24 protein-coding genes, 1 tRNA gene and 1 other RNA gene are annotated in these 23,323 nt (G+C 65.0%); 16 read left to right on the top strand and 10 right to left on the bottom strand.

Features of this window, described 5'->3' with window-relative positions; genetic code table 11:
- Nucleotides 1-9: 9 nt before the first annotated feature.
- From IWX77_RS10720 to IWX77_RS10710, 3 genes are read left to right on the top strand one after another with little or no spacing between them, the layout of a single operon-like run.
- Complete coding sequence (locus IWX77_RS10720; RefSeq protein ID WP_196844503.1) at nucleotides 10-426, top strand: TadE family protein; 417 nt, start codon at nucleotides 10-12, stop codon at nucleotides 424-426.
- Nucleotides 401-883: a hypothetical protein gene (locus tag IWX77_RS10715; RefSeq protein WP_297414084.1), complete on the top strand. Its 483-nt coding sequence runs from the start codon at nucleotides 401-403 to the stop codon at nucleotides 881-883. The genes IWX77_RS10720 and IWX77_RS10715 overlap by 26 nt, the downstream gene beginning before the upstream one ends.
- Nucleotides 880-1,326, top strand: a complete 447-nt coding sequence (locus IWX77_RS10710; RefSeq protein ID WP_196844502.1) for a pilus assembly protein TadG-related protein — start codon at nucleotides 880-882, stop codon at nucleotides 1,324-1,326. The genes IWX77_RS10715 and IWX77_RS10710 overlap by 4 nt, the downstream gene beginning before the upstream one ends.
- Before the next feature lie 34 nt (nucleotides 1,327-1,360).
- On the opposite strand, the gene IWX77_RS10705 is transcribed toward IWX77_RS10710, so the two are convergent.
- The gene (locus IWX77_RS10705; RefSeq protein WP_196844501.1) at nucleotides 1,361-2,122 is read right to left on the bottom strand and encodes a hypothetical protein; all 762 of its coding nucleotides are present in this window, start codon (nucleotides 2,120-2,122) and stop codon (nucleotides 1,361-1,363) included.
- Nucleotides 2,123-2,424: 302 nt separating this feature from the next.
- Here IWX77_RS10705 and IWX77_RS10700 point away from each other — a divergent pair, with 302 nt between their 5' ends.
- The 3 genes from IWX77_RS10700 to IWX77_RS10690 all read left to right on the top strand — a co-directional run bounded on the left by IWX77_RS10700 (nucleotide 2,425) and on the right by IWX77_RS10690 (nucleotide 4,091).
- Nucleotides 2,425-2,730, top strand: coding sequence for a hypothetical protein (locus IWX77_RS10700; RefSeq protein WP_196844500.1), 306 nt, complete (start codon nucleotides 2,425-2,427; stop codon nucleotides 2,728-2,730).
- Nucleotides 2,731-2,814: 84 nt separating this feature from the next.
- Nucleotides 2,815-3,699: an EamA family transporter gene (locus IWX77_RS10695; protein WP_196844499.1), complete on the top strand. Its 885-nt coding sequence runs from the start codon at nucleotides 2,815-2,817 to the stop codon at nucleotides 3,697-3,699.
- A gap of 47 nt (nucleotides 3,700-3,746) precedes the next feature.
- Nucleotides 3,747-4,091 carry a hypothetical protein gene (locus IWX77_RS10690; RefSeq protein WP_196844498.1) on the top strand — a complete coding sequence of 115 codons (345 nt, stop codon included), beginning with the start codon at nucleotides 3,747-3,749 and terminating at the stop codon, nucleotides 4,089-4,091.
- A gap of 80 nt (nucleotides 4,092-4,171) precedes the next feature.
- Here IWX77_RS10690 and IWX77_RS10685 read toward each other — a convergent pair whose 3' ends face one another.
- Together IWX77_RS10685 and IWX77_RS10680 are read right to left on the bottom strand one after the other, a co-directional pair.
- Entirely contained in the window at nucleotides 4,172-4,609 is a 438-nt protein-coding gene (locus IWX77_RS10685) for a nitroreductase family deazaflavin-dependent oxidoreductase (RefSeq protein WP_196844497.1), read from the bottom strand.
- Nucleotides 4,610-4,669: 60 nt separating this feature from the next.
- Nucleotides 4,670-5,992, bottom strand: coding sequence for an MFS transporter (locus tag IWX77_RS10680; RefSeq protein WP_196844496.1), 1,323 nt, complete (start codon nucleotides 5,990-5,992; stop codon nucleotides 4,670-4,672).
- Between the two features lie 40 nt (nucleotides 5,993-6,032).
- Between IWX77_RS10680 and prfB the strand changes: the two genes are divergently transcribed.
- From prfB to IWX77_RS10645, 7 genes are all read left to right on the top strand, one after another.
- Nucleotides 6,033-7,145 carry a peptide chain release factor 2 gene (prfB, locus tag IWX77_RS10675; RefSeq protein WP_196844495.1) on the top strand — a complete coding sequence of 371 codons (1,113 nt, stop codon included), beginning with the start codon at nucleotides 6,033-6,035 and terminating at the stop codon, nucleotides 7,143-7,145.
- Nucleotides 7,146-7,222: 77 nt separating this feature from the next.
- Nucleotides 7,223-8,329: a cell division ATP-binding protein FtsE gene (gene ftsE / locus IWX77_RS10670; protein WP_196844494.1), complete on the top strand. Its 1,107-nt coding sequence runs from the start codon at nucleotides 7,223-7,225 to the stop codon at nucleotides 8,327-8,329.
- Nucleotides 8,326-9,240, top strand: coding sequence for a permease-like cell division protein FtsX (gene ftsX / locus IWX77_RS10665; RefSeq protein WP_196844493.1), 915 nt, complete (start codon nucleotides 8,326-8,328; stop codon nucleotides 9,238-9,240). The genes ftsE and ftsX overlap by 4 nt, the downstream gene beginning before the upstream one ends.
- A 131-nt stretch (nucleotides 9,241-9,371) precedes the next feature.
- Nucleotides 9,372-9,848 (top strand): SsrA-binding protein SmpB, encoded by a 477-nt coding sequence (gene smpB / locus IWX77_RS10660; protein ID WP_092108491.1) that lies wholly within the window; start codon nucleotides 9,372-9,374, stop codon nucleotides 9,846-9,848.
- 125 nt (nucleotides 9,849-9,973) lie between these two features.
- Nucleotides 9,974-10,348, top strand: a transfer-messenger RNA (tmRNA) gene (gene ssrA, locus IWX77_RS10655).
- 118 nt (nucleotides 10,349-10,466) lie between these two features.
- Nucleotides 10,467-10,859 carry an ArsR/SmtB family transcription factor gene (locus IWX77_RS10650; protein WP_196844492.1) on the top strand — a complete coding sequence of 131 codons (393 nt, stop codon included), beginning with the start codon at nucleotides 10,467-10,469 and terminating at the stop codon, nucleotides 10,857-10,859.
- Complete coding sequence (locus tag IWX77_RS10645; protein WP_196844491.1) at nucleotides 10,852-12,093, top strand: MFS transporter; 1,242 nt, start codon at nucleotides 10,852-10,854, stop codon at nucleotides 12,091-12,093. Before IWX77_RS10650 ends, IWX77_RS10645 begins: the two co-directional genes overlap by 8 nt.
- A 47-nt stretch (nucleotides 12,094-12,140) precedes the next feature.
- Here the strand turns inward: IWX77_RS10645 and IWX77_RS10640 are convergent, their stop codons facing one another.
- The 6 genes from IWX77_RS10640 to IWX77_RS10610 form a co-directional block, all read right to left on the bottom strand.
- Entirely contained in the window at nucleotides 12,141-12,872 is a 732-nt protein-coding gene (locus tag IWX77_RS10640; protein WP_196844490.1) for a PIG-L deacetylase family protein, read from the bottom strand.
- Nucleotides 12,869-14,044 (bottom strand): XdhC family protein, encoded by a 1,176-nt coding sequence (locus tag IWX77_RS10635; RefSeq protein WP_196844489.1) that lies wholly within the window; start codon nucleotides 14,042-14,044, stop codon nucleotides 12,869-12,871. Before IWX77_RS10635 ends, IWX77_RS10640 begins: the two co-directional genes overlap by 4 nt.
- Before the next feature lie 148 nt (nucleotides 14,045-14,192).
- Nucleotides 14,193-15,020: a hypothetical protein gene (locus IWX77_RS17160; protein ID WP_327012164.1), complete on the bottom strand. Its 828-nt coding sequence runs from the start codon at nucleotides 15,018-15,020 to the stop codon at nucleotides 14,193-14,195.
- Nucleotides 15,021-15,164: 144 nt separating this feature from the next.
- A complete protein-coding gene (locus tag IWX77_RS10620) occupies nucleotides 15,165-16,682 on the bottom strand; it encodes a CYTH and CHAD domain-containing protein (protein ID WP_196844488.1) in 1,518 nt (505 codons plus the stop codon).
- Nucleotides 16,683-16,772: 90 nt separating this feature from the next.
- Nucleotides 16,773-17,945 carry a globin domain-containing protein gene (locus IWX77_RS10615; protein ID WP_196844487.1) on the bottom strand — a complete coding sequence of 391 codons (1,173 nt, stop codon included), beginning with the start codon at nucleotides 17,943-17,945 and terminating at the stop codon, nucleotides 16,773-16,775.
- 116 nt (nucleotides 17,946-18,061) lie between these two features.
- The gene (locus IWX77_RS10610) at nucleotides 18,062-18,505 is read right to left on the bottom strand and encodes an RrF2 family transcriptional regulator (RefSeq protein WP_196844486.1); all 444 of its coding nucleotides are present in this window, start codon (nucleotides 18,503-18,505) and stop codon (nucleotides 18,062-18,064) included.
- A 54-nt stretch (nucleotides 18,506-18,559) separates the two neighbouring features.
- Here IWX77_RS10610 and IWX77_RS10605 point away from each other — a divergent pair, with 54 nt between their 5' ends.
- On the top strand, nucleotides 18,560-19,303 hold the full coding sequence (locus IWX77_RS10605; protein WP_297412880.1) for a trimeric intracellular cation channel family protein: 744 nt from the start codon (nucleotides 18,560-18,562) through the stop codon (nucleotides 19,301-19,303).
- A 77-nt stretch (nucleotides 19,304-19,380) separates the two neighbouring features.
- Here IWX77_RS10605 and IWX77_RS10600 read toward each other — a convergent pair whose 3' ends face one another.
- Nucleotides 19,381-20,190: an inositol monophosphatase family protein gene (locus IWX77_RS10600; RefSeq protein WP_196844484.1), complete on the bottom strand. Its 810-nt coding sequence runs from the start codon at nucleotides 20,188-20,190 to the stop codon at nucleotides 19,381-19,383.
- 125 nt (nucleotides 20,191-20,315) lie between these two features.
- Here IWX77_RS10600 and IWX77_RS10595 point away from each other — a divergent pair.
- A tRNA-Lys gene (locus tag IWX77_RS10595) sits at nucleotides 20,316-20,391 on the top strand.
- 347 nt (nucleotides 20,392-20,738) lie between these two features.
- On the top strand, nucleotides 20,739-23,297 hold the full coding sequence (locus IWX77_RS10590) for a beta strand repeat-containing protein (protein WP_196844483.1): 2,559 nt from the start codon (nucleotides 20,739-20,741) through the stop codon (nucleotides 23,295-23,297).
- The last annotated feature ends 26 nt before the right edge of the window (nucleotides 23,298-23,323 follow it).

Genomic DNA, 23,323 nt, shown 5'->3' with positions numbered 1-23,323 from the left:
CCGGGTCGCATGAACGAGCTCGGCAAGCGGAGGCGACACCTCGACCGGCTCAGGGACGAGGCGGGTTCCGCCGTGGCCGAATTTGTCATGGTGGCATCATTGCTGACTTTTCTGACGCTCATGGTCATGCAATTGGCCCTCGCGCTTCACATTCGCAACACCGTGCTCGACGCCGCTGCCGAGGGCGCTCGCTATGCCACGCTCGCCGACAGCAGCCTGCCCGCGGGGGCCCAACGCACGCGGGATCTGATCACGACGGCCATTGGAGCGACGTATGCAACGAATGTCGTGGCGCAGTACGGCGCGAGTGCTGGGTTTCCCACCGTCGAAGTGCGAGTGATCGCCCCGCTACCGCTGATGGGATTGCTCGGTGCTCCGCGCGGGTTGGAGGTGGTGGCTCATGCTGCGGTCGAATCGCTCGATTAGCGGAATCGTTCGCGCCATGCTGCGGGGACGGGAGGCGGGCTCAGCGTCGCTCGAGTTCATCACGGCGGGCATGATTCTGCTGGTTCCCCTCGTCTATTTGGTGCTCGCGCTGTCGGCCCTGCAGGGTGGTGCGCTCGCCGTGGAGGGTGCCGCGCGGCAGGCGGCCCGGGTGTACGCGCAGTCCCCGGATGAGGTCACGGCGACGGTGCGTGCACGCCGAGCGGTCGCGTTCGCGCTTGAGGATTACGGTCTCGACCCGGGCGATGCCGAGGTACAGATCGAGTGTGCTGGTCGTGCGAGTCGTTGTCTGACCCGCCGGGGGCTCGTGACGGTCACGGTGCACATCGACATTGCACTGCCGCTGGTTCCCGACCTGCTCGCACTGAACCAGAGTGTACGTGTGCCGATGACGGCGGCGTCGACGCAGATCGTGTCCCGGTTTGGAGGGCTCGGATGAGCAGACGCCTGCCAACCGCGTCGAACGAGGACGGGTCCACCCTGCTGCTCATTATTTTCTATGGCTTTCTGGCCCTGAGTCTGGTGCTCGTGGCCCTGTCGGCGACGTCGCTCTACCTCGAACACAAGCGGCTGCTGAGCCTCGCCGATGGGGCGTCGCTCGCCGGGTCCGAGGCGTTCACCCTCGGTGCCGTGCAGCTCGGCGTGGTGGGGCCGCGGCCGCAATTGCGTTCGGACGATGTAACGGCGGCGGTGAACGAGTACCTGCGCCTCGTTCCGCACGGATCGTTCGAGGCGCTCACTGTGACGAGCGTGGCATCCGCTGACGGTCAGAGCGCGTCGGTGACGCTGCGCTCGTGGTGGCGCCCACCCGTGCTGACCCTCGTTGTTCCAGACGGTGTGCCGCTCGAGGTGACCGTGGTATCCCGGGCGGTGTTTCACTAGCGCTGGTCGCACACAGCAACTGAATCACGGCAAATCACGAATTCAGGCGGATCAGGCGTTCCAGGTGCGCCAGTGGGGTTTTGGGCTGGGGCTGTTGGCGCGGTGGGTGTGGGCGGGTCGCCAGGTGTGGGTGGGGCGCCAGGTGTGGGTGGGGTCGCCAAGTGTGGGTGGGGCGCCAGGTGTGGGTGGGGTCGCCAGGTGTGGGTGGGGCGCCAGGTTTGGGTGGGGTCGCAGAGGAGCGGGCGGAGAGGTGGGTGTCGAAGAGGGTGTCCATGATGCCGCGCAGTTCGAGGGTGACGTCGGCGCGCAGCGGGTAGAGCCCGTTCCGCAGCAGTCCGAACGTCAACGTGCTTGTCGCCTCGACGACCTCCTCGTTCGGGGCGGTGCCGTCGGGGTCGAGTCGGGCCTGCCATTTGCAGGGCTTGGGCGCACAGTAGGTCGGGGGCGAAGCGGATGCCCGCTCCGGGTAGTCCAGTGGTTTCGGGGGTGAGGGCGCCGAGGTCGGTGTCGGCGCGGGCACCGATGTCGGTGGTGGCTCGGAGTCTGGCCCCATCCACCCTGCGTCCCGTCCACCTTGCGTCCCGTCCACCGTGTGCCCCAGCCCTTCGAGGGTCGTCATCACCGCGATGGCCTCGGTGTCGTCGAGGTGACCAAACCGCACCCCGTCCAACGCGGAGGCCAGAATCGCACCGGCCTGAGTTATCACCACGACCCGGGAGAACACAGGATCCGGGGTGGAGCTGGCGGCGGCGGGCGGGGCGGTGAGGATCATGGCGGCGGTGCCTCTTTCACCCACAATTATAGCCCAAACCATCCTACAAGAGAGAAAATCTCAGTTAAGTATGAATTGAACCTCAGAAATATTTTCGAATTTTGTTGCCGCCCATAAGAGCCGTACAAACTCGAACTGGAAATTGAAGAATAGAAGCGTACGCTTTACAGACACGTAGTCGACAGGGAAGCCTCCTACCTCCTCGGGGGCTAAACGCTTTTTGTACCGCAGTCGACACCGTGCCAGCCCTGGTCCCGGTTGGTAGTGCCGGCGATCTTGGGTCGTCGTTCATCCGGGCTGGTCGCCGCCGGGTGACGTGGCCCAGTATGGCGGCTGAACCACCCGAGATCGGCTGTGAAATCATGGATGCATTACTCGACGAACAGATTGTGGAGCAGCTCGACTTTGACTCGCTGTTGCCCTGCGAGGGCGTGCATCACGATCGCGGATTGAGCGGTCACGATCCGGCCGAATCGGGAGGCTACATGGTGATCTCACCGTGCTGTGGCCCCAAGGTGATCCAGTGTTCCTCACGCGTCGACGCCATGCGCGTGTCCGGCGTGTTGTACTGCGGCGCCTGCCAGCACGAGCATCTGACGAGCGAATACCAGTTCGTTCCGCTGCAGCTGTAGGCGGTCACCCACGCACGCAGTTCAAGAGCGGATGCCGCGAGCGGTACTGTCGGTAGGTGCCCTGACGGCGCCGACAGGAGCAGTGTGCGTACCAGGCGGGACCAACTGAGCGGTGCGGGAGCTCAGCTTGCCACCGAGGTCAGCATCAATTTCGGGTCGTCACTGGCGGGACTGCTCATTCCGGTCGTCGGTTCGCCCGCCGTCGTCGCGGCCCGCCAGATCGTCATGGTCATTGTCGTGTTGCCGCTGGCCCGGCCCACGCTGAAAAACCTGAGCTGGAGCCGAAACTGGCCGCCACTGGCCCTCGGCGTCGTGCTCGCCGTCATGAACCTCAGTTTCTACCAAGCCGTCAGCATGCTCGGACTCGGTATCGCGGCGACCATCGAATTTCTCGGACCGTTCGCCCTCGCCCTGGTCACCAGCCGCCGTATCCTGGACTTCGTGTGTGCCGCTGCCGCCGCCGGGGGAGTGTTTCTGCTGACCTGGTCGGACGGCACGCTCGACGTGCTCGGCATCGTGCTCGCGCTCACCGCGGCCGCCTCGTGGTTCTGCTACATTCTGCTGACCCGCCGAGTAGCGACTGAATTCGCCGGCCTCGAGGGCATTTCGATTGCGAGCCTGGTCAGTCTCGTGATCGTCGTTCCGATCGCGCTGTTCACCCTCAATCTGTCGGTCTTCACTTGGGGCGTCGTCGGGCTGCTCCTGCTCGTCGGCGTGGTCTCCTCGGCCTTTCCCTACACGCTCGACACCTACATTTTGCGTCGGATCAGCCCGCGCCTGTATGCGATCATCACGAGCTTCGGCCCCGTGATCGCGGCCGGTTTCGGCGCCCTCGTGCTCGGCGAGACATTCACCCTGCTGCAGCAGAGTGCCATCGTCGTCGTGTGCGTCGCGGCCGGGGCGGCGATCGCGACGCAGCGCGACCGGCCGACGTCCGACCTCGAGCTGACCGCAACTGCGATTTCGTAGGCCGGGCGAATCTGCTCCGCCGGAGCTGGGCATCCGCTCACCGAACGGTGCTCGGCCCACTCGACGCGCAGGCCGAGGTGGGCGGCGAGCAGCGTCGCCAGCAGACTCAACTGGGCGTCGTCGATCGTGGCACCGCGCAGTCCATCGAACCCATGGACGGCCGAGACCTCGCCCCCGCACAGGGTGACGTCTTTGAGCTTGGCCCCGCCGGCATCGAGCGTGACGATGCGGCAGTCGTGCAGTTCGAGTCGCGGCACGGTGGCGCTGCCGAGGTCGAGCTCTTCGATGATGCAGTTGCGGATGAGAACGCCGGCCAGCGTGGCGTTGCGCAGGTTCACGAATCGCGCTTCGAGCCGTTGATGTGCATCGAACGCAGCGTCGCCGGAGCGTAGAAGTGCCCCATCGTTGTCGGCGAGGTTGCGCAGGGTGAGGCGTTCGATGAACGCTTTACGGGTGTTTGCCCTCGCCACCCTCAGGCGAGCGGTTCGAGCACGAAGACAGGAATCTCACGGTCAGTCTTGACCTGGTACGCGGCGTAATCGGGAAACGCCCTCACGGCGCGCTCCCACCAGGCGGCCTTTTCGTTGCCGGTGACCTCGCGGGCGCGCATGTCCCACTTCTGTGTGCCGTCCTGCAGCTCGACCTCGGGGTGCGCCACGACATTCGCGTACCAGACCGGGTTCTTGGGGCTGCCGCCGAGCGAGGCAACGGCGGCATACCGACCGTCGTGCTCGACGCGCATGAGCGGCGCCTTGCGCAGCTTGCCGGACTTCACACCAACGGTCGTCAGGACGATGACAGGCATGCCACGCAGCGTCGTTCCCTCGATACCGCCGGACCTCTCGTACAGGTCGACCTGGTCGCGCACCCATTGGGCGCCGCTTGGTTCGTATTCTCCGATGAGGGGCACACTGGAGCCAACGTCGTGGCCGCCGTGAACATTCCATTTCGGCCGCATGGCCGTTGCCGGCTAGAGCAGATTCCGAGGCCGATGCGGGGCGAACTGGGGTATGTAGCGGCGCAACAGCACGGCGCCGAACAAGCCGAACACCCCCATGGTGCCGCTCGCGATCGACAGCGAGGTGAGCGCGGTGATGCCGGCTACGGCGAGCGGTGCTGCGGCGCTGCCGAAGTCAGCGGTGAACCGCCAGGCCCCGAGGAACGGTGCCGGAGATCGCTGTGGCGCGAGGTCGGCACCGAGCGTCATGAGCAGGCCGCTGCCGATGCCGTTGGCGAGGGCGAGGAACATCGCGACGCCGATGAACCAGCCCACGTTGCTTGGCAGGTCGTGGGTGAACGCGAGGGCGACGTGCCCGAGGCCGAGGCCGATCATCGAGGGTACCGCGCTCCAGATGCGACCGAATCGATCCATGATCTGACCGCTGACGTAGAACAAGACGAAGTCGATACCGCCCGCGATACCGATGATCAGGGCCGTGTCGGGCGCGCTGACCCCGATGCTGACCGCCCAGAGGGGCAGCATGACGGTACGGCTGGCCCGCATCGCGCCCACGAGGGCGGCACCGGTGCCGAGCCGCGCGAGCACGCCGTGGTGGGTGCGGATGGTCGGAAACAGACCCTGCGCGGTGACGGGCGCAGCGGCATCCGTTAGTGCAGTGTTGCCTGCTGCCACTGTCGGTGAAGCGGATGCCGCCGACTCAGCCACGGAGCGTCCCGGAACGATGCGCGTTGGCCCAGCACCCGGCGCAGCGAGGTCGCGGGTGGGATCGGGCAGGATCAGCAGCATCGTGACCGCGAGAACGCAGCACGCGATGAACACCCAGAACGCCGCCTGGGTGCTGCCGGTGAGGTGTATGAGCGCGGCGGACAGAAACGGGCCCACAAACCAGCCGGCTCGAAACACTCCGCCGAGCGTCGACAGGGCGCGTGCCCGGTAGACCAGCGGCACGTAGCTCGTCATGAAGGCGTGCCGGGCGAGGGCGAACACGGCCGTGGCGATGCCAACCAGAAAGATGCCGATACCAAGAGCGAACGGATCGGGAGCCACGAGGCAGATGACCACCGCGCCGATGGTGACGACGGATGCCCAGATCATCGAGTTGCGTTCACCGATGCGGGCTACGACCCAGCCGCTGGGAATGTCGCCGACGAGTTCACCGAGCATGATCATGGCGGCAATCACCCCGGCGATGGCCAGTGTGGCGCCCAGGTCATTGGCGACCAGCGGAATCAGTGGAATGATCGCGCCCTCGCCGACGGAAAACAGCAGGGTGGGCAGAAACGCCGTCAGGGCGATCGATCGCAGATTGAGGGGGCGCGGGGCATTGCTCATCAGAATCGATGCTACGCCAGCCCGGTAGGCTGAACAGAACATGATTGACTTGGATTTCTCAGTACAGATCGCCGCGCTGCGGACCACGTTTGGCGACATCCGCTCGGTGATCGACATAGATCGACTGCGCGCGGACATCGACGACCTCAACGGCGAGGCTGGCATGCCCAATTTGTGGGACGACACCGAGCACGCGCAGAAGGTGACGAGCGACCTCAGTCACCGCCAGTCGCAACTGGCGCGCATTGAGAGCATCGCGACGCGGCTCGATGACCTGGAGATGCTCGTGGATCTGGCCAACGACGGCCAGGGTGACCAGGAACTGGCCGATGAGGCCGGCGTCGAACTGGCGAGTCTGCAGAAATTGCTCGGTGAACTCGAGGTGCAGACGCTACTCAACGGCGAATTCGACGAGCGTAACGCAGTCATCACCATTCGCGCCGGCGCCGGGGGAGTGGATGCCGCTGACTTTGCCGAGATGCTCCTGCGCATGTATCTGCGCTATGCCGAGCAGCACAACTGGCGCACGAGCGTACTCGACATCAGTTACGCCGAAGAGGCCGGCATCAAGAGCGCGACGTTCGAGGTTGACGCCGCCTACGCCTTCGGCACCCTCAGCGTTGAAGCCGGTACCCACCGCCTGGTGCGCATGAGCCCGTTCAACTCGGCCGGAAAACGTCAGACCTCGTTCGCTGCAGTTGAGGTCGTGCCGCTGATCGAGCAGACCGAATCGATCGAGGTGCCCGACGGTGACATTCGCGTCGACGTGTTCCGCTCGAGCGGCCCCGGTGGCCAGTCGGTCAACACGACGGACTCCGCTGTGCGCATCACCCACCTGCCCACCGGCACCGTGGTGAGCTGTCAGAACGAAAAAAGTCAGATCCAGAACCGTGCCGCCGCCATGCGGGTGCTGCAGTCACGACTGTTGGTGCTCGAACGTGAGAAGGAGGCCGCGACCAAGAAAGAACTTGCCGGCAACATCACCGCGAGCTGGGGCGACCAGATGCGCAGCTACGTGCTCGCGCCGTACCAAATGGTCAAGGACCTGCGCACCGAGTACGAGGTGAACAACCCCGGCAACGTCTTTGACGGTGACCTGGACGGATTCATTTCGGCCGGTATCCGCTGGCGCAAGAAGGCACCCGAAGACTAGAGCCGTGCTGACGCTTGCCGCCTGCGAGGCATGTCGCTGTAGGGAAAACGCCTGCGGATGCCTAGGCTCTAAGAGCTATGATCCGTTTTGATCACATAACCAAGAAGTATCCCGGCACCACTCGGCCGGCACTGAACTCGATCGACGTCGAGATTTTGCGAGGTGAATTCGTCTTTCTGGTCGGCGCCTCCGGATCGGGAAAATCGAGCTGCTTGCGGCTCGTGCTCAAGGAGGAGAAGCCGACCAGCGGCAGCATTCACGTGCTCGGCCAGGACCTGCGGTCGATCTCCAACCGCAAGGTGCCCTATTTTCGCCGCAACATGGGCGTCGTCTTTCAGGACTTTCGCCTGTTGCCGAACAAGACCGTGTTCGACAACGTCGCGTTCAGCCTGCAGGTGATCGGCAAGAGTCGCGGCTTCATTCAAGAAGCAGTGCCCGACACCCTGAAGATGGTCGGCCTGGACGAGAAGGCGCAGCGCCTGCCGCACGAACTCTCTGGTGGTGAGCAGCAGCGCGTTGCCATCGCCCGCGCCATCGTGAACAAGCCCCAGATTCTGCTGGCCGACGAGCCCACCGGAAACCTCGACCCCACCACGAGCGCCGAGATCATGTCGCTGCTTGCGAGCATCAACGCCGGCGGTACCACCGTGATCATGGCCACCCACGAGGCCGGCATCGTCGACCAGATGCAGCGTCGCGTGATCGAGCTCGTCAACGGCGAGATCGTACGTGACGAGCGCCAGGGTGGGTACGCCACGGCCTCCATCCCGACCATCCTTCCCGCCGCGTCAGCGGATGCCCCCGCCAGCGACCCAACGCCCGTCGCGTCGGTGTATGCCCGGCTCGCCGCTGCACCTGAACCAGCACTGACGCACCCGTCGGCCCCGGTTCCCGAGACCTCCGTGTCGTTGCATCAGGCTGCGGTCGCTGCGGTCGCCGCGGCGGCTGCACCGGTTTCCACGCCGGATGCCGCTGCGCCAGCCCCGGTCGACGTCCCGCTGGTCGAGGATGCCGCGGCTGAGGACGCCCCAGCCACACCGGTGCCGCCGATGGCACGCCCCGTGCTGCCGGTCACCTCGAACGATGCCCCGGAGCAGCTCACGCTCGCCGAGAAACTCGGCCTGCGGGCGCCGGGGGAGAAACCCGACCAGACGGGCGAGCAAAACGTGGGGCCGACCCGATGAGGCTCGGTCTGGTGCTCTCCGAAGCCGCGAACGGTCTGCGGCGCAACGCCTCGATGGTCGTCTCCGTCGTGCTCGTGACCTTCATCTCGCTGACCTTCGTCGGTGCGGCCATTCTCATGCAGATGCAGATCGGCCAGATGAAGAACTTCTGGTACGACAAAGCGCAGGTCGGTATCTACATGTGCTCCGATATCTCCCCGGGTGAAACCTGCACCGGCGGCGACGCCTCGCCGGAGCAGATCGCCGCGGTCGAGGCTCAGCTCACATCGCCGACCCTCGCGCCGTTCATCGACAACTACTATTTCGAGACGCACGAGCAAGCCTTCGATAACTTCAAGAAGCAGTTCGCCGGCAACCCGGTCGCCGACTATGTCACGGCCGACCAGCTCAATCAAACGTTCTGGGTCAACCTGAAAGACCCGTCCCAGTCCGCGGTGCTCGTGGAGAGTCTGTCGGGAATCGCCGGTGTCGAGAATGTCGCTGACCAGCGAAAATACCTCGATCAGATCTTCTCCGTGCTGAATGTCGCCAGTTACACGGCCATTGGTATTGCCGGGTTGATGCTGATTGCGGCGGCGCTGCTCATTGCCACGACCATTCGCTTGTCAGCGTTCTCCAGACGCCGGGAACTGGGAATTATGCGCTTGGTGGGCGCGAGTAACCGGTTCATTCAGACGCCGTTCATTCTGGAGGGCGTGTTCGCGGCTCTGCTCGGTTCTTTGCTGGCCGGCGGTGCGATCGTGGCGCTCGTGTATTTCTTCGTGCAGGGGTATCTCGGCGCGAGGCTCACCGGCTTCGCCCTGGTCGGCATGGACGATGCGCTTGTCGTGGTGCCGATTCTGCTCGTGGTCGGTGCGGTGCTGGCCGCATTCTCGGCCAACTTCGCGATCACCCGCTACCTCAAGGTCTAATACAAGCGGATGCCGGGGGGCGGCCCGCGCCCTCAGGTTGCCCGGTGCCGCTAGACTGGTGGGCTGCTGAGCAGGCACCCTGCCTGCTCGAGGGCGACATCCGCTTGAAGAAACGAATTGAGGTGAGGTACATGCCCAGGGAACGTGGCGAAAAGGTCGTGGCGACCAATCGCAAGGCCCGACATGACTACCTCATCAGTGACACCTACGAGGCCGGGATGGTCTTGAGCGGCACCGAGGTCAAGTCGTTGCGCGCCGGGCGTGCCACCCTGGTCGACGGCTACGCCTTCATCGAGGGTGGCGAGGCCTGGCTCGACGCGGTGCATATTCCGGAGTATTCCGGCGGGTCCTGGACCAACCACCCCCCACGTCGCAAGCGCAAACTCCTTCTGCACAAGAAGGAGATCGTGAAGATCAGCCACAAGACCAAAGAGGGCGGCTACACGCTCATTCCGCTGCGCATCTACTTCGCCGACGGTCGGGCCAAGGTAGAAATCGCCGTCGCCAAGGGTAAGAAAGAGTACGACAAGCGCCAGACGCTGCGGGAACGCACCGACAAGCGCGAATCGGACCGCGCGATGTCGGCACAGCGACACCTCGGCGATTAGGTAATTATTTTTCCGTTGACGGTAGTTCTGTAGTAGAATTGAGGGCTGCACCGAAAGGTGCAGTTTGGTAACTCAACAGCGTGTGACACGAACCCAGCGCAGGCCCCGCGGCTTGCACTGTGTATGGGGATGATCGGTTTCGACATTGTTTGCGCAATTGTGAGAAGCGGGTCGAGGATGCAGGGTTATCTCGTAAACGATCTCTGCAAAACAATAAGTGCCAATTCAAAGCGCACTGACTTCGCTCTCGCTGCCTAAGCGAAAGCACTAAAGAAGTCCGCCAGACCGGGAATGCTCTCTACCCGGATCCTGACGCCATTTAGAGAGATTGCTTCTACATTGAGCCACGGGGTGTAGAGGGACTTTAACGAAGGCTGGGCCTGTCGGAGTAGATGCCAGTGGCAAATTCCGGGGCCGAGAAAGCGATTTCACTGGATACACCCGTAGAAGGCATATGACCACAGCAGTGGACCGGGGTTCAATTCCCCGCATCTCCACCATCGGTTCTGTCACACGCTGTTTTGTTTGACGTTATTGAGCATCCGCAGATAACTCTGGCCGCCCAAGTGGGCGGCCAGAGTTGTCTGGTCGACTGACAGCATGTGCAATAATATGCGTATGAATGCAGATACGAATTCTGGCACACTTGACCCAGCCGGAGATTACGTCGAGCTGGCCGTCGAGGTCTTCGCGATGCTCGCCGATGCCACGCGCATCCGCATCATTCTTGCCCTGCGCGATACGGAGTTGTCGGTGAACGAGCTCGCCGCTGCGGCCAACAAGTCTCAGGCGGCCGTCTCCCAGCACCTCGCGAAGCTGCGCCTCGGCCGCATTGTGACAACCCGCCGCGAGGGCACGCGCGTGTTCTACCGCCTCGCCAATGAGCATGCCCGCCAGTTGGTCGCTGATGCGATCTTCCAGGCCGAACATGCTCTTGAGGGTATCCCGGCGCATCACCGGCATCCGCTCGCGCAGGTCAGGACCGCCACGGAAGAAGACCCTCGTGCTTGAGGTACTGCGCAATAGAACTTATCGCCGGCTGTTCAGCGCCCAGATCGTGGCGCTCATCGGCACCGGAATGCTTACCGTGGCCCTGGGCCTGCTCGCGTTCGACCTCGCCGGCCTCCATGCCGGCATCGTGCTCGGCATCGCGCTGACCATCAAGATGCTCGCCTATGTCGGCATAGCTCCGGTGGTCTCAGCGCTGACCGTGCACGTGCCGCGCAAGACGTTGATGGTCTCAGCGGACGTTCTGCGCGCGATCGTCGCACTCTCCCTGCCGTTTGTTACCGAGGCGTGGCAGATCTACCTGCTCATCTTCGTGCTGCAGGCGGCCTCGGCCACGTTCACCCCGGCATTCCAGGCCCTCATCCCGGACGTGCTGCCTCAGGAGAGCGACTACACACGAGCCCTGTCGCTGTCCCGATTGGCCTACGACCTCGAGTCGCTGCTGAGCCCGATTCTGGCCGCCGCGCTATTGACCGTGGTCAGCTATCACTCCCTGTTCGTGGGAACCGTGGTCGGGTTCGTGGGCTCAGCCGTGCTCGTGCTCTCGGCCACACTGCCAGCACACCGGGCATCCGGTCCGACGCCCTTTCTGGAACGCCTCACCCGCGGCGCCCGCGTCTTCTGGCACACGCCGGAACTGCGCGCCCTGCTCGCTATGAACATGGTCGTCGCCTCGTCGACCGGCATGGTCATCGTCAACACCGTCGTGCTGGTGCAGAGCCACTTCGGTCGCGCCCAGTCCGACTTCGCGATCGCCCTGGCCTGCTACGGATTCGGTTCGATGCTCGTCGCGCTCGCGCTGCCGAGGCTGCTGGACCGCTGTGCCGACCGTCGCGTCATGCTGCTCGGTTGTGTTGTGCTGCCGGTCGGGCTTGGAGCCCTGGCCCTTGTTGTTGTCATGCCGGCGACGGCCATGACCTGGTCGGCTCTGCTCGTGATCTGGTTCGTGCTCGGCGCTGCTACAGCGCTGATCCTGACGCCGTCGGCCCGGTTGTTGCGCCGCTGCTCCGACGAGACGAACCGGCCCGCCGTCTTCGCCGTGCAGTTCTCGCTGTCCCACGCCTGCTTCGCCCTGACCTACCCCCTGGCCGGTGTGCTCGGTGCCCTGCTCGGCCTGGCACCGACGGCCCTCGTGCTGGCCGTGATCGGAGTGATGGCGACAGCCATTGCCGCTCGTGCCTGGACCGGGGTCAGCCCGGCACAGCGGCACGAAGTCACCGTCACCGTCACCGCCTGATCGTGCGGAGGGCCTGCGACCACATAGATGTGAACGGAAGGGGCGGGTCAGCAGAGGCGAATGCCGATCGCAGTGCGGATTCGGTCGCGCTGGCCGCCGGAGTGCACGATGAACTCGCCGTCGACACTGAGTTGGCTGGCGTGGCAGCGCAGGGCCGTCACGACGGTATCGCGCTGGGCCTTGAGGTCGAACCATTCCGCATCCGCTGTGGGGGTATCGAGAATCTCTGCGTAGGGAATCGTGAGCGTGCGGCTGGCAGCGAGCGCGGCGTCGTGCACACGAACATGGTCGGGATGCCCGTAGCCGCCGGCGGCGTCGTAGCTGATGACGAGGTTTGGTTGCACGTGCTGGAGAACGGCCACGAGGTCGTTGGTGACTTCGGCCAGCGGCGCCCGGGCGAGGGCATCCGTTTCAGAATCGGGTGCCGGGCCGGCCAGACCAGGGCGGATCCACTCCATGCCGGAGTCGCGGTAGCGGCGCGGGGGGAGTCCGGGCGCACGGGCCGGAGTTTCGCCCAGCCAGAAGCCCGCCTTGACCCCGAGGGTCGCGGCGGCGCGTTCGAGTTCGCCTTCGCGCTCCTCGGCCAGGGCCGGGCTGCCGGCGAGCGCTGAGAGTGGCCCGGCGACGACTTCTCCACGCTCACCTCGGGTGGCAGTGACCAGGCTGACCCGGATGCTGCGGCTCGCGAGATACGCGATGAGGCCGCCGGTGCTGATGGTCTCGTCGTCGGGGTGCGCGTGCACGAGCAGAACAGACGTGACGGAGTCAAGAATGCTCATGCCTCGATCAACTTCTGGCCGTTGGGGGCCGGCGGCGGGTCGGGGTCGACGAGGTCGTCGTGGTGGATGGCGTCGACGCGGGTGTGCAGCGGCTCGCCGCTGCCGCCCCACTGCAGCGAGATGATCTCGGCGGCGATCGAAACCGCGGTCTCTTCGGGCGTACGCGAGCCGAGGTCGAGGCCGATCGGGCTGCGCAGCCGGGCCAGCTCCGCGTCGGTCACACCGACTTCGCGCAGCCGCTCCAGCCGGTCGAGGTGGGTGCGACGCGACCCCATTGCGCCGATGTAGGCCACGGGCGGGCCGTGCAGGGCGGCTTCGAGCAGGGGAACGTCGAATTTCGGGTCATGGGTGAGCACACAGATGACCGTGCGGGGGCCGATGAGCCCGCCGGCGATCTGTTCGCGCAGGTAGCGGTCGGGCCAGCTCACGACGACCTCGTCGACGCCGGGAAACCGGGCGGCGGTCGCGAACACGCCGCGGGCGTCGCAGACCGTGACGCGGTAGCCCAGAAAGGTGCCGAGCCGGGCCAGGGCGGTGGCGAAATCGATCGCACCGAAGACGAGCAGGCGTGGCCGTGGCGCGTAGCTCGCGAAGAACACCCGCATGCCTTCGCCGCGCCGCTCGCCGTCGGGACCGTAGGTCAGGGTCGTGTTGCGACCGGCTGCGAGCAAGCCCTGGGTGTCGTCGCCGATGGCGCTGTTGGCGCGGTCCGATCCGAGGTCACCCTCGAATCCGTGCGGCCGCACCACGAGGTGTCGGCCGAGCCAGCTGGCATCCGCATGTTCGATGATCGTGGCTACGCCCACCGGGCGGCCGGCGGCCACGTCGTCGTGCACCCCCTCGAGCAGGGCAAAGGTATCGCGGGAGACGGGTTCGATGAAGACGTCAAGAATGCCACCGCAGGTGAGCCCAACGGCGAACGCATCGTCGTCGCTGATGCCGTAGCGCACCAGCACCGGCACGCCGTCCTCGGCAACCTGGGTAGCCAGTTCGTAGACGGCGCCCTCGACGCAGCCGCCCGAGACCGAGCCGGCCACGGTGCCGTCGGCGCTGACCAGCATGGAGGTGCCGGCCGGGCTTGGCGCGGACTGGAAGGTGCGCACGACCGTGGCCAGGCCCGCCGTGGCGCCGTTCTGCCAGCCGGTAAAGAGGGTATCCAGAATTTCACGCATGTCGGTGTCCCTTCTGTCGTCGTCGCGTTTGGTCAGCGGCCAGACGCGCGTCGACCGATTCGGTATGCGATGAAGGCTACCGTGGCCAGCAGGCCCAGAAGGTTCACCGGGTCACTCAGCTGGTCGGCGATGACGCCCTTGACCAGGCTCATTGCGTCGAGGGTCGGCGCCGCGGCCGGTGTGGAGCGGTGCCCTGGGTCACGCCGTCGGTTTCGACCAGCACGAGTGTGACCATTGCCTGGGTGGTGCCTTGCCCTGGGGTTTCTTGCGCCTTGCCGGAGATCACGGCGCGGTGCACCTCGGTGTCGCGCTCGTCGACAGTCATCCGGCCACAGTACTGCATGGTCAGCGGGCCGAGCTTGACCTTCATGTCCACCTGATAGTTGTCGTCGGAGAGCTTGTTCAGAATCTGTGCGCCCGGCACGTAGAAGGCGACGCGTTCGACGTCCATCGGGATGTCCACACCGTGGCGACGGGGGCGATAACGGTGAAGGTGCTGTCGAGTTGCATCAGGGTGTCCTCTGGTGGGTGGTCTGCGGGTCGTGTGTGGCGTCGCGATAAATGGTCGAGGCGTGGTGAAACCGTGCCGAGCGGATGCCGACGGGTCACCGCGAATGGCGGCCGTCTGCGCGAGCGCCGGGTCGGGGTCGCGCAGGGCGAGTTGGCGGTTCAGCCGGGTGCGGTGCGGGGAGAACATAAAGGCTTCGGCTCGGGTTTCGGAGCCGATGGCCGGGGGAGCGTTCGGATCGCCGCGGCGTCGCGCCGGGTCGAGCCGACCGTCAAACACGGCGCGTAACACCGCGTTGAAGCGGACGAGGTGTTGCTGCCCGGAGACGAAAACGACCGGGCAGAGCGAGCCGCCGATGGTGCCGTGGTTGCGCACGATCGGGTCGGCAATGAGGCGTTCGGCCTCGGTGATGATGGGGAACAGGCGTCTGACGTCGTCGGATTCGAGCAAAGTGCTGTGCCTTGTCATAGCGCTGATGCGCAAAAACCCGGCCGTCGACGAGTAGATGGTCGAGCTCGAACAGGCCGTTGATGACGCTGAGCCAGTCGTGGCGGGCGAGCCGCAGCTTGCTCCCCGCACCCAGCCGGAGTCAAACATCACCCCGGTGCTTGGTCAGGGGCGGCGGTTCCAAGACTTCCAGAATTTCGATTCCGCTCGTTCGGCTTTCTGCTGCTCCAGGGCGTGCAGGCGGCCGTAGCTGAACGTGTTTTCACCGTGCAGGTAGGCGTCGACCGCGCCCCGGCGACGCAAGCGCTCGCGAGCGATGACACTGTCGTGCTGGTCGCCGAGAATGGTCTGCAGTTTCTGGGCGAAACGCGTCACTCGGGCAGATCGCTTGTGGCTGATCGGATGCGCCGTCTCGGCGGCGTACCGCAGCCGCTTTGCGCGCTTGCGGGTCGTGTGAAGGGCCGCGTCGCGCTCCGGCCCCGGCACGGTTGTTCTGGCCTGGCGAACCGCCCGGCGCAGCTTCGTCCACTCCTTCATGACCAGCGCGGGAACAAGCACGCGGGCATCCTGACCTGCTACGGGAGTGAATGACGGCGAAGCGACGAGGGTATCCAGGGCGTCAAGCAGTCGAAAGTAGCGGTAGCTGTCGAGGGCTGTCAGAAGCGTGTGCTCGGCGGTGTCGGCATTCGTTTCGGAGCGGGTTTCGAGGCGTTCGCGAATGGGGCCGAGCAGCAGAGCCGGGGGCTCGCGGTCGAGCAGACCAGCGAGGCGCCGCTGCAGTACCTCCTCGTCGCGGGAGCCACCGAGCACGGCGGCGAGCCAGCCGAGTTCGGTGCGGAGGTGGTGCACGACGGTCGGGTCGACGAGGGAACGATAGGTGGCCAGCACCGAGCGCATCCGGCGGGTGGCGACGCGCATGGCGTGCACGGAGCCGGCCGTGTGCTGGCGAATCTGCAGGTCCTCTCGGCGAATGACGTTGATCTGGTCGCTCAGGCTGGCCAGCAGCACGTTCCCGGCCGGGCCACCCGGGGTTGGGCGATGCCGGTTCGCCGTGGGGGCTGCCGGGAACCGGTCGCCGAGGGCGCGCGCCAGTTTCGAGGCGTGCTGTGACACGAGGATGCCGGCGCTCGCGAGCACAGATTGCCCCGCGTCGAGCAGGTCCTCCGGTCCGTCGACGAGCTCGATCTCCCATTCGCGCCAGGCCACGGAAGCCGGTTCGTGAATGAGCCGTTCGGCCTGCACTCGGTCGTCGCAGAGCACGGCGAGGGTTTCGCCTCCCGCACCGATCAGGGCGTGCACCACCCGGGTGGTATGCAGACGTGCGACGGGAACGAGTGGTGCGTCGCGTACGTAGACCCGCACGAGCTGCGCGAGCGACTCGGGTACGGCATCCGCTTCGCCCTGCTTGTGCACGCCGCGCGGGGCGTGAATTTCGCGGCGATGACCGACATCGATTGGCAGTTTCAGGTGCCACCCGGCATCGTCGCCGCCGGTGCGTCGGCGCAGGGTGATCTTTGCGCTGCCAAGAACGAGGTTGCTCGTGTCGAAATAGACGGCCTCGAGGTCGTGTGTCACCGGCTCCGCGACGGCCTGCACGCCGGGTAAGTCGTTCAACCGCGGCAACAGTGTCAGCTCGTCGACGTCAAACTTGCGTTCCATCTCAACACCACCGTTAGAGTCCACGATTCAGCCTAGCGCGGGCGTACCCGGGCCAGGCTGAATCGTTGCGCGTTGCGCGTTGCGCGTTGCGCGTTGCGCGTTGCGCGTTGCGCGTCAGGCGTTCGCGAGCCACAGGTCGGGGCCGAATACCTCGTAGTGGATGCGGTCGGCCGGCACCCCGGAGGCGAGCGCCTGCGAGCGGATCGAGCGCATGAACGGCAGCGGGCCGCAGAGATAGACCGACGCGTCGTCAGGAATGGTCACGTTGTCAAGTGACATGAATCCGTCGTGGATTCCCTTGCCGGATGACGGCGTTTCCAACCACAGTTCGAGCTCGGCCGCCTCGAGTTCGGCGACGTCCTCGCGCATCTGGTCGCGCAACGCCCAGCGCTCGAGAGTGCTCTCAGCGTGCAGCACGAGCACCTCACGCGTGGAATTCGACTCGGCGAGGGAGCGCAGAATCGACGCGCTCGGGGTGCAGCCGATGCCGGCCGAGGCGAGCACGAGTGGTCCATCGCCCTCGGCGAGGGTGACGTCGCCGCAGGGGTTCGACAGAATGAGCTGGTCGCCGACCTGCACGTCGCGGTGCAGCGCGGGGGAGACCTCGCCGTCAGCGTCGAGCCTCGTCGTGAAGACGCGGGTGTCGGTGCCCGTGCCGGACGACAGCGAATACTGGCGAACCTGATGAATACCGTCGGGCATCGTGACGGTCACGCCAACGTACTGGCCGGCGCGGGAGGCAGAAACAGGGGTGTCATCGGCGGGCACGAGGGTGAAGGTGAAGGCGTCGATACCGGCCTTCTCCTTGGCGATGACTGTCCACGGGGCGAGCGGCTTGTCGCTCGCGAGACCGGCGTAGAGGTGGTTTTCGAGCTTGATCAGGGCGTGCGCCATGAGCCAGTACACGTCGGTCCAGGCGGCGGCGATATCGGCGGTGATGACGTCGCTCAGCTCATCGGCGATGGCCTCGAACAGGTACTTGTAGACGATGTCGTACTGCTCAGGAACGATGCCGAGCGAGACGTGCTTGTGCGCGATGCGACCGAGCATGATTTCGGGGGCGCTGTCGGGGTTCTGCACGAGGTGCGCGGCGAACATGGCGATACTGCCGGCGAGGGCCTGCTGCTGCGTGCCGTTCTTCTGGTTGGAACGGCTGAACAACCCGTCAAACAGTTCGGGGTGGGCGGTGAGCATGCGGTGATAGAAGTTCTTCGCGATCTCGGGCATCCGCTCGCCGACCAGCGGCAGGGTGGCTTCGATGAGGGGGAGGGACTGGGGCGAAAGCATGAATACTCCTTCTGCATAACCGACACCCGGTTGTGGGGGCCTTCAGCAAAAGTAGCATTTGAAATACCAATTACGCGGATAATTTCTACAAGTCGTAGAAATTAGGGACTTTAGTCCTACCGCACCAAACCCAGCGGGGCGAGCACCGGTCCATCCGGTTTTCCGTGCGGGAGAGTGGAGATGACCAGGTCATCCAGCTCGCGGTAGAAGGATTCCCGGGCTCGGCGCAGGGCGCCGCGGAGGCCGCATCCGCTGAGCAACGGGCACGGACCACTAAGCGTGTCGCAGGCGGCGAGGTCGGTGCGCGTGTCGAGTTGGCGCAGGAGCGCCCCGACAGTGGCCTCGCGACCGAGCGCGCTGATGCGCACGCCGCCGCTCCGCCCTCGAATGGCCTCAACCAGGCCGAGCTGCCGTAGCCGCAACAGCGCCTTGCTCACGTGGTTGTAGGGCGTGCCCACCTCGGCGGCGACCACTCTCGATGTGAATGTCATGCTCTCCGGCGCCGCACACAGCAGCATGACGACCCGCAGACAGACGTCGGAAAAAGCGTTGATTCTCATGCCTTAACTGTAGATGCGCCAGTCTCAGCGCAGATATAAGAGAGAATGGGGCAAGTGAACACTGAGTCGGAGACGCTGTTTGAGGTAATCCGCTTTGTGGACCTGGCCGGTGTACTCGCCAATGCCATTCTCGGCGGGGTCGCAGCACGCACCGCACGCCTCGACATTGTCGGTTTCGTGGTGCTCGCGATCATGAGCGGGCTCGGCGGCGGAGTGATTCGCGACACCCTGCTGCAGCAGGGCAGCCCGGCAGCGCTGATCGACCCGGCGTACCTGATCTGCGCCATCCTCGGCGGGGTCATCGCCTTCTTCGTCACCTTCAACGGCCGCTGGACCCGGCGCGTGCTGCTGCTCCTCGATGCGCTCGCCGTGGGTTGCTGGTCGGCGGTGGGCGCGCAGAAAGCGCTCGAGGCCGGCCTCGGCTGGCTGCCCGCCATTCTGCTCGGCATTATCACGGCGGTCGGTGGTGGCATGGTGCGCGACATCATGTTGCTCAAGGTGCCGACAATTTTCGGCGGCAATACGCTCTATGCCACGAGCGCGCTGCTCGCGAGCACCGAGATGGTCATTCTGAGTCAGCTCGGTTTCGTGGCGATTGGCACCGGGGTTGCCATTCTCAGTGGCGCCGGCCTGTCGCTGCTGGCCAAACGCTACGGATGGATTCTTCCGACCGGCTACGCGCTGCGCATTCCCCAGCCGATTCTGCTGCTGAACCCCCGGGCTTGGCGTCAGCGACGCCTCGACGCGCGGAATGCCCGCAACGTCGTGAATCCCGATGATCCGGGTGCCACGGTCTGACCGGCACATTGGTCCAACCCGCACGTTGGTTTACCCCGCACGTGGTCTGCTCGGCGTCCCGTCAAGCGGATGCCTGGCTATGCCGGGTTCAGCACGGCCAGTGTCGCGTCGTGCAACAGGCCGTTGGTGGCGAGGGCGCTGCCATGCCAGGGGCCGGGCTGGCCGTCGACCGAGGTGAACCGGCCGCCGGCCTCCTGCACGATGGGGGCGAGCGCCGCCATGTCGTAGGGCTGCAGGTCGAATTCGCCGGCAATGTCGAGGTGGCCCTCGGCGAGCAGCATGTACGACCACATGTCGCCGTAGGCTCGGGTGCGCCAGACCTGACGGGAGAGATCCACGAGCTCGTTGAGGTGCCCGGCACTGTCCCACTGCTGCAGACTGCCATAGCTGATGGATGCCTCGGCGAGGGTGTCGACGCCGGAGACGGCGAGGCGCTCGGGGGAGGCGCCCGGGGTGCGCTCATCGCTCGACCAGGCGCCGGCTCCGACGGATGCCCACCAGCGCTTGCCGAGGGCCGGTGCGCTCACGACGCCCACGACGGGAACGCCGTCCACGGCGAGGGCAATGAGTGTGGCCCAGATCGGGAGGCCGCGCATGAAGCCTGCGGTGCCGTCGATTGGATCGATGATCCACTGGCGCGTCGTCGAACCAACCGTGCCGAACTCCTCGCCGAGAATGCCGTCGTCGGGGCGCTGTTCGGCGAGCACGCCGCGGACGGCCCGCTCGACGGCCTGGTCGGCATCCGTCACCGGGGTGCGGTCGGGTTTAGTGGTTACGACGAGGTCGAGAGCGGTGAACCGCGCTCGGGAGATCGCGTCGGCTGTATCGGCGAGCTCCAGGGCGAGTTTGAGGTCGTCGGCGAGGGAATGAATTCGAGGCTCAGTCACCCTGTCAAGAATAGTAATGCTGGGCGTCGGCGCGCGCCACGCGCGGTTTGTCGGTTCGATTGGCGGGGAGCCCTTTCATGGTGTTAGGGTTACACGTTGCCGCGGGTTGGTTCGCGGCCGAAAACGCACCTCTAGCTCAATTGGCAGAGCAACTGACTCTTAATCAGTGGGTTCCCGGTTCAAGTCCGGGGGGGTGCACCAATGCAACAGAAAAATAAAGCCCGACCAGCGTAAACACTCAGAACGGGCCTTCTGCTCGTCTCCGGAAATAACACTGAATTCTCCCGGTTCACCGCCTATTATCATCCAGTAAACGTGGACTTTGGTGGGGATCAACGAGTATTCAAACTGCGAAACTCAGCAGCCCTGCAGCGGGGCAACGAGTTGTCGGGGAAGTCCTGCGCTCGGCCGGCCCACGCGAACTTGGCGGCGACCTCACGAACGTCGGGGGTTTCAGTGACGCGCTGCACATACGCGCGGATGGTCGTCGAAAGTTCCGCGTGCCCCAAAAGAAGCGACGCGGCTTCCTGTCTCTGGTGGGGACGAGTGTGATCTATACGGGCCCTGCCGGGGCGACGTGGAAGTTCATCCCGGTGTCGGGCTCCACGACAGCGTTCACGTCGCCGGCCGGGTTCAAGCAGGTCCTGGCGAAGGTGAGCACGACGTACACGCTGACGGATCTGACGACTCGTCAGGTCGTCACGTTCGATGTGAACGGGAATGCTACGTCGGTGGCCGACCGGAATGGGAACACCACGACGATCAACGGCCCGTCGGGGGTGCCAACGTCTGTTGTATCCACGGCCGGCCCGGTAGCTGCCCGGACGGCTACTCTCAGCTATGACGCCGGTGCGCTGTCGTTGTCGGTGACGCAGAGCGCGAACCAGTACAACACCCGTACGGTGACCTACACCAAGGATTCGAGTTCGAACTTGACGTCTTTCGTTGATGCGGCTGGGAATATCACGACGTTTGGGTACACTGGCACCGATCTGACCCGGATTACTGGCCCGTCGGGGGCGGTGACGACGATCAGCTACAGCGGGACGACGCACATGGTCTCCACGATCAACCAGCAGAACACGACGGCCGGGTCGCCCGGGACGTCCACGACACGGTTGAGCTACCCGTCGACGTCGCAGACGCTCGTCGAGGGACCGAACACGGACCCGGCGGTCGCCGTCGGGGCGGGGGCGCACACCACGTATTCGATCAACCCGGCCCAGGACTTGGTCTTGCAGGCGACCGATCCGATGGGACGGGTGCGGTCCAAGACGTATACCGGCAACTCGGACACCCTGACGGCGACGGTCGAGGCCACCGGCGCCCCCGGCGCCGGCACGACGAGCGGCACGTATGGTGCCAACGGCGGGAACTCCCTGACGAAGGTGCAGTCCCCGGGGGGAGCATCATCGTCGACGACGTATAACACGGCGGCGAACACGGCCTACCTTCCGGCTACGGCGACGGATGCCGACGGGAATCAGAGCCTCCTGACCTACAACGGTGCCGGCAACCCGCTCACCAGCGCGGACGCAACCGGTGCGGTGGCCGCGGTAACGCCCAACATGGACGGCACCGTGGCGACGGCGACCGGTCCGGGCAACGGCAGCAACAACACCGTCTACACCTATAACGGAAACCATCAGCTGGCCACGGTCACCCCGGTGACCGGGTCCAGCCTCGGGGTGAAAACGTATACCTATGACCCGTATGGCCGGGTCGCCTCCCAGACCGATGGGCGGGGAAACACGACCCGGTACAGCTACGACCAGGATGATCGCCTGCTCAGTGTTGCTCTGGCGGATGGCTCGGCAACGGTGACGAATACCTTCGACGCGGTCGGGAATCTGACCCGGAGTATCAGCCCGACCGGGACGATCACCAACACGTTCGACCAGCTCAATCGTCAACTCACGACTGCCAACACGGCTGGCGGTTCCGAGACGTACACCTACGACAAGGCCTCCAACGAGGCCACGTCCGCCGATTCGTTCGGGACCTACACGAACACGTTTGATGCGTCCGGTGTGCTCACGAGCACTCAGTATCCCAAGTCGGGGGCGTATCAGTTCACTCGGTATGCGACCGATGCTCAAGGACGGCGCACCGATACGTGGTTGCAGTCCACGAACCCAAACAACTCCTCCTGGGCGGGCCACCAGATCACCAGCTATGATCCCTCCGGCCGCGTCGCCCGGCTGACCTCGTCGACGAACACGGGTACGGCTGCCGCGCCGAACATCGCGGTCGTTTTCGACACCACCTATTGCTACAACTCCGCTTCAGCCGCCCCGACGTGTGGCACCGCCACGGCCACCGACCGCTCCAAACTGCGGTGGTCTCTGGACTCCCTCACTGGCCAGGCCACGACGTATGCCTACGACACGGCGGGCCGGGTCAGCCAGGTCGCCCAATCGGGCAGTTCTGGAGGCAATAGCACCTTTACTTTCAGCTACGATGCTCGAGGTAACCGGCTCAGCCAAGTCGTGACCGGCGCTGCGACGTCCTCGCAAACGCTGACGTATAACGCGGCAAACCAGATCACCACCGCCGGGTACACCTACGACGGCGCGGGGAACCTCACCGCTACCCCGACAGCTGCCTATACGTATAACGGGTTTCAACAGATGACCAGCGCCACCACCAACGGTGTCACCTCGACCTACATCTACGCGGGCGCCGACCAGAAAGCCGTCCTGACCGAAAGCACTCCCACCCGCACCTACTCGATCGGCTACGGCAAGAACGATGCCCAGGGTAACCCCGAGGTCACCACATACACCGTCAACGGCAACGGCGCTCATGTGTATAGCGACCCGATTACAGGGCAAGCGCTCATGCTGACCACCTCAACAGGTATCAGTGGCATCTACGTCTGGGACGGCCTTGGCAACCCCGTCGGACTAATCGTTGACTTCGCCAGCAACGTCTTCTCCTACAGCTACGACCCCTACGGCGCGCAAGTCCTCACCGCCGGCGGAACCGGAAACGGCTCCGCACAAAACCCCTACACGTTCAAAGCCGGCATCCAAGACTGGGCTGCTGCGGGGATTTCGGACAGCGGAATTAGTGGATTCGTCTACGCTGCCAGGGCTGGCTGCTGATAACCATAGTGGACTTCGTTGGGCCG

Source organism: Cryobacterium sp. CAN_C2 (assembly GCF_015751745.1).
Lineage (GTDB): Bacteria > Actinomycetota > Actinomycetes > Actinomycetales > Microbacteriaceae > Cryobacterium.
This window is presented reverse-complemented; position numbering and strand designations above follow the sequence as displayed.

Bases quoted from the DNA above. Each gene is read 5' to 3' on its own strand.
- IWX77_RS10680 (WP_196844496.1), bottom strand. From the start codon at position 5,992: ATGAGCAATGCCCCGCGCCCCCTCAATCTGCGATCGATCGCCCTGACG.
- prfB (WP_196844495.1), top strand. From the start codon at position 6,033: ATGATTGACTTGGATTTCTCAGTACAGATCGCCGCGCTGCGGACCACG.
- ftsE (WP_196844494.1), top strand. From the start codon at position 7,223: ATGATCCGTTTTGATCACATAACCAAGAAGTATCCCGGCACCACTCGG.
- IWX77_RS10650 (WP_196844492.1), top strand. From the start codon at position 10,467: ATGAATGCAGATACGAATTCTGGCACACTTGACCCAGCCGGAGATTAC.
- IWX77_RS10710 (WP_196844502.1), top strand. From the start codon at position 880: ATGAGCAGACGCCTGCCAACCGCGTCGAACGAGGACGGGTCCACCCTG.
- IWX77_RS10615 (WP_196844487.1), bottom strand. From the start codon at position 17,945: ATGCTTTCGCCCCAGTCCCTCCCCCTCATCGAAGCCACCCTGCCGCTG.
- IWX77_RS17160 (WP_327012164.1), bottom strand. From the start codon at position 15,020: ATGACAAGGCACAGCACTTTGCTCGAATCCGACGACGTCAGACGCCTG.
- ftsX (WP_196844493.1), top strand. From the start codon at position 8,326: ATGAGGCTCGGTCTGGTGCTCTCCGAAGCCGCGAACGGTCTGCGGCGC.
- IWX77_RS10635 (WP_196844489.1), bottom strand. From the start codon at position 14,044: ATGCGTGAAATTCTGGATACCCTCTTTACCGGCTGGCAGAACGGCGCC.
- IWX77_RS10610 (WP_196844486.1), bottom strand. From the start codon at position 18,505: ATGAGAATCAACGCTTTTTCCGACGTCTGTCTGCGGGTCGTCATGCTG.
- IWX77_RS10700 (WP_196844500.1), top strand. From the start codon at position 2,425: ATGGCGGCTGAACCACCCGAGATCGGCTGTGAAATCATGGATGCATTA.
- IWX77_RS10640 (WP_196844490.1), bottom strand. From the start codon at position 12,872: ATGAGCATTCTTGACTCCGTCACGTCTGTTCTGCTCGTGCACGCGCAC.
- IWX77_RS10715 (WP_297414084.1), top strand. From the start codon at position 401: ATGCTGCGGTCGAATCGCTCGATTAGCGGAATCGTTCGCGCCATGCTG.
- IWX77_RS10720 (WP_196844503.1), top strand. From the start codon at position 10: ATGAACGAGCTCGGCAAGCGGAGGCGACACCTCGACCGGCTCAGGGAC.
- smpB (WP_092108491.1), top strand. From the start codon at position 9,372: ATGCCCAGGGAACGTGGCGAAAAGGTCGTGGCGACCAATCGCAAGGCC.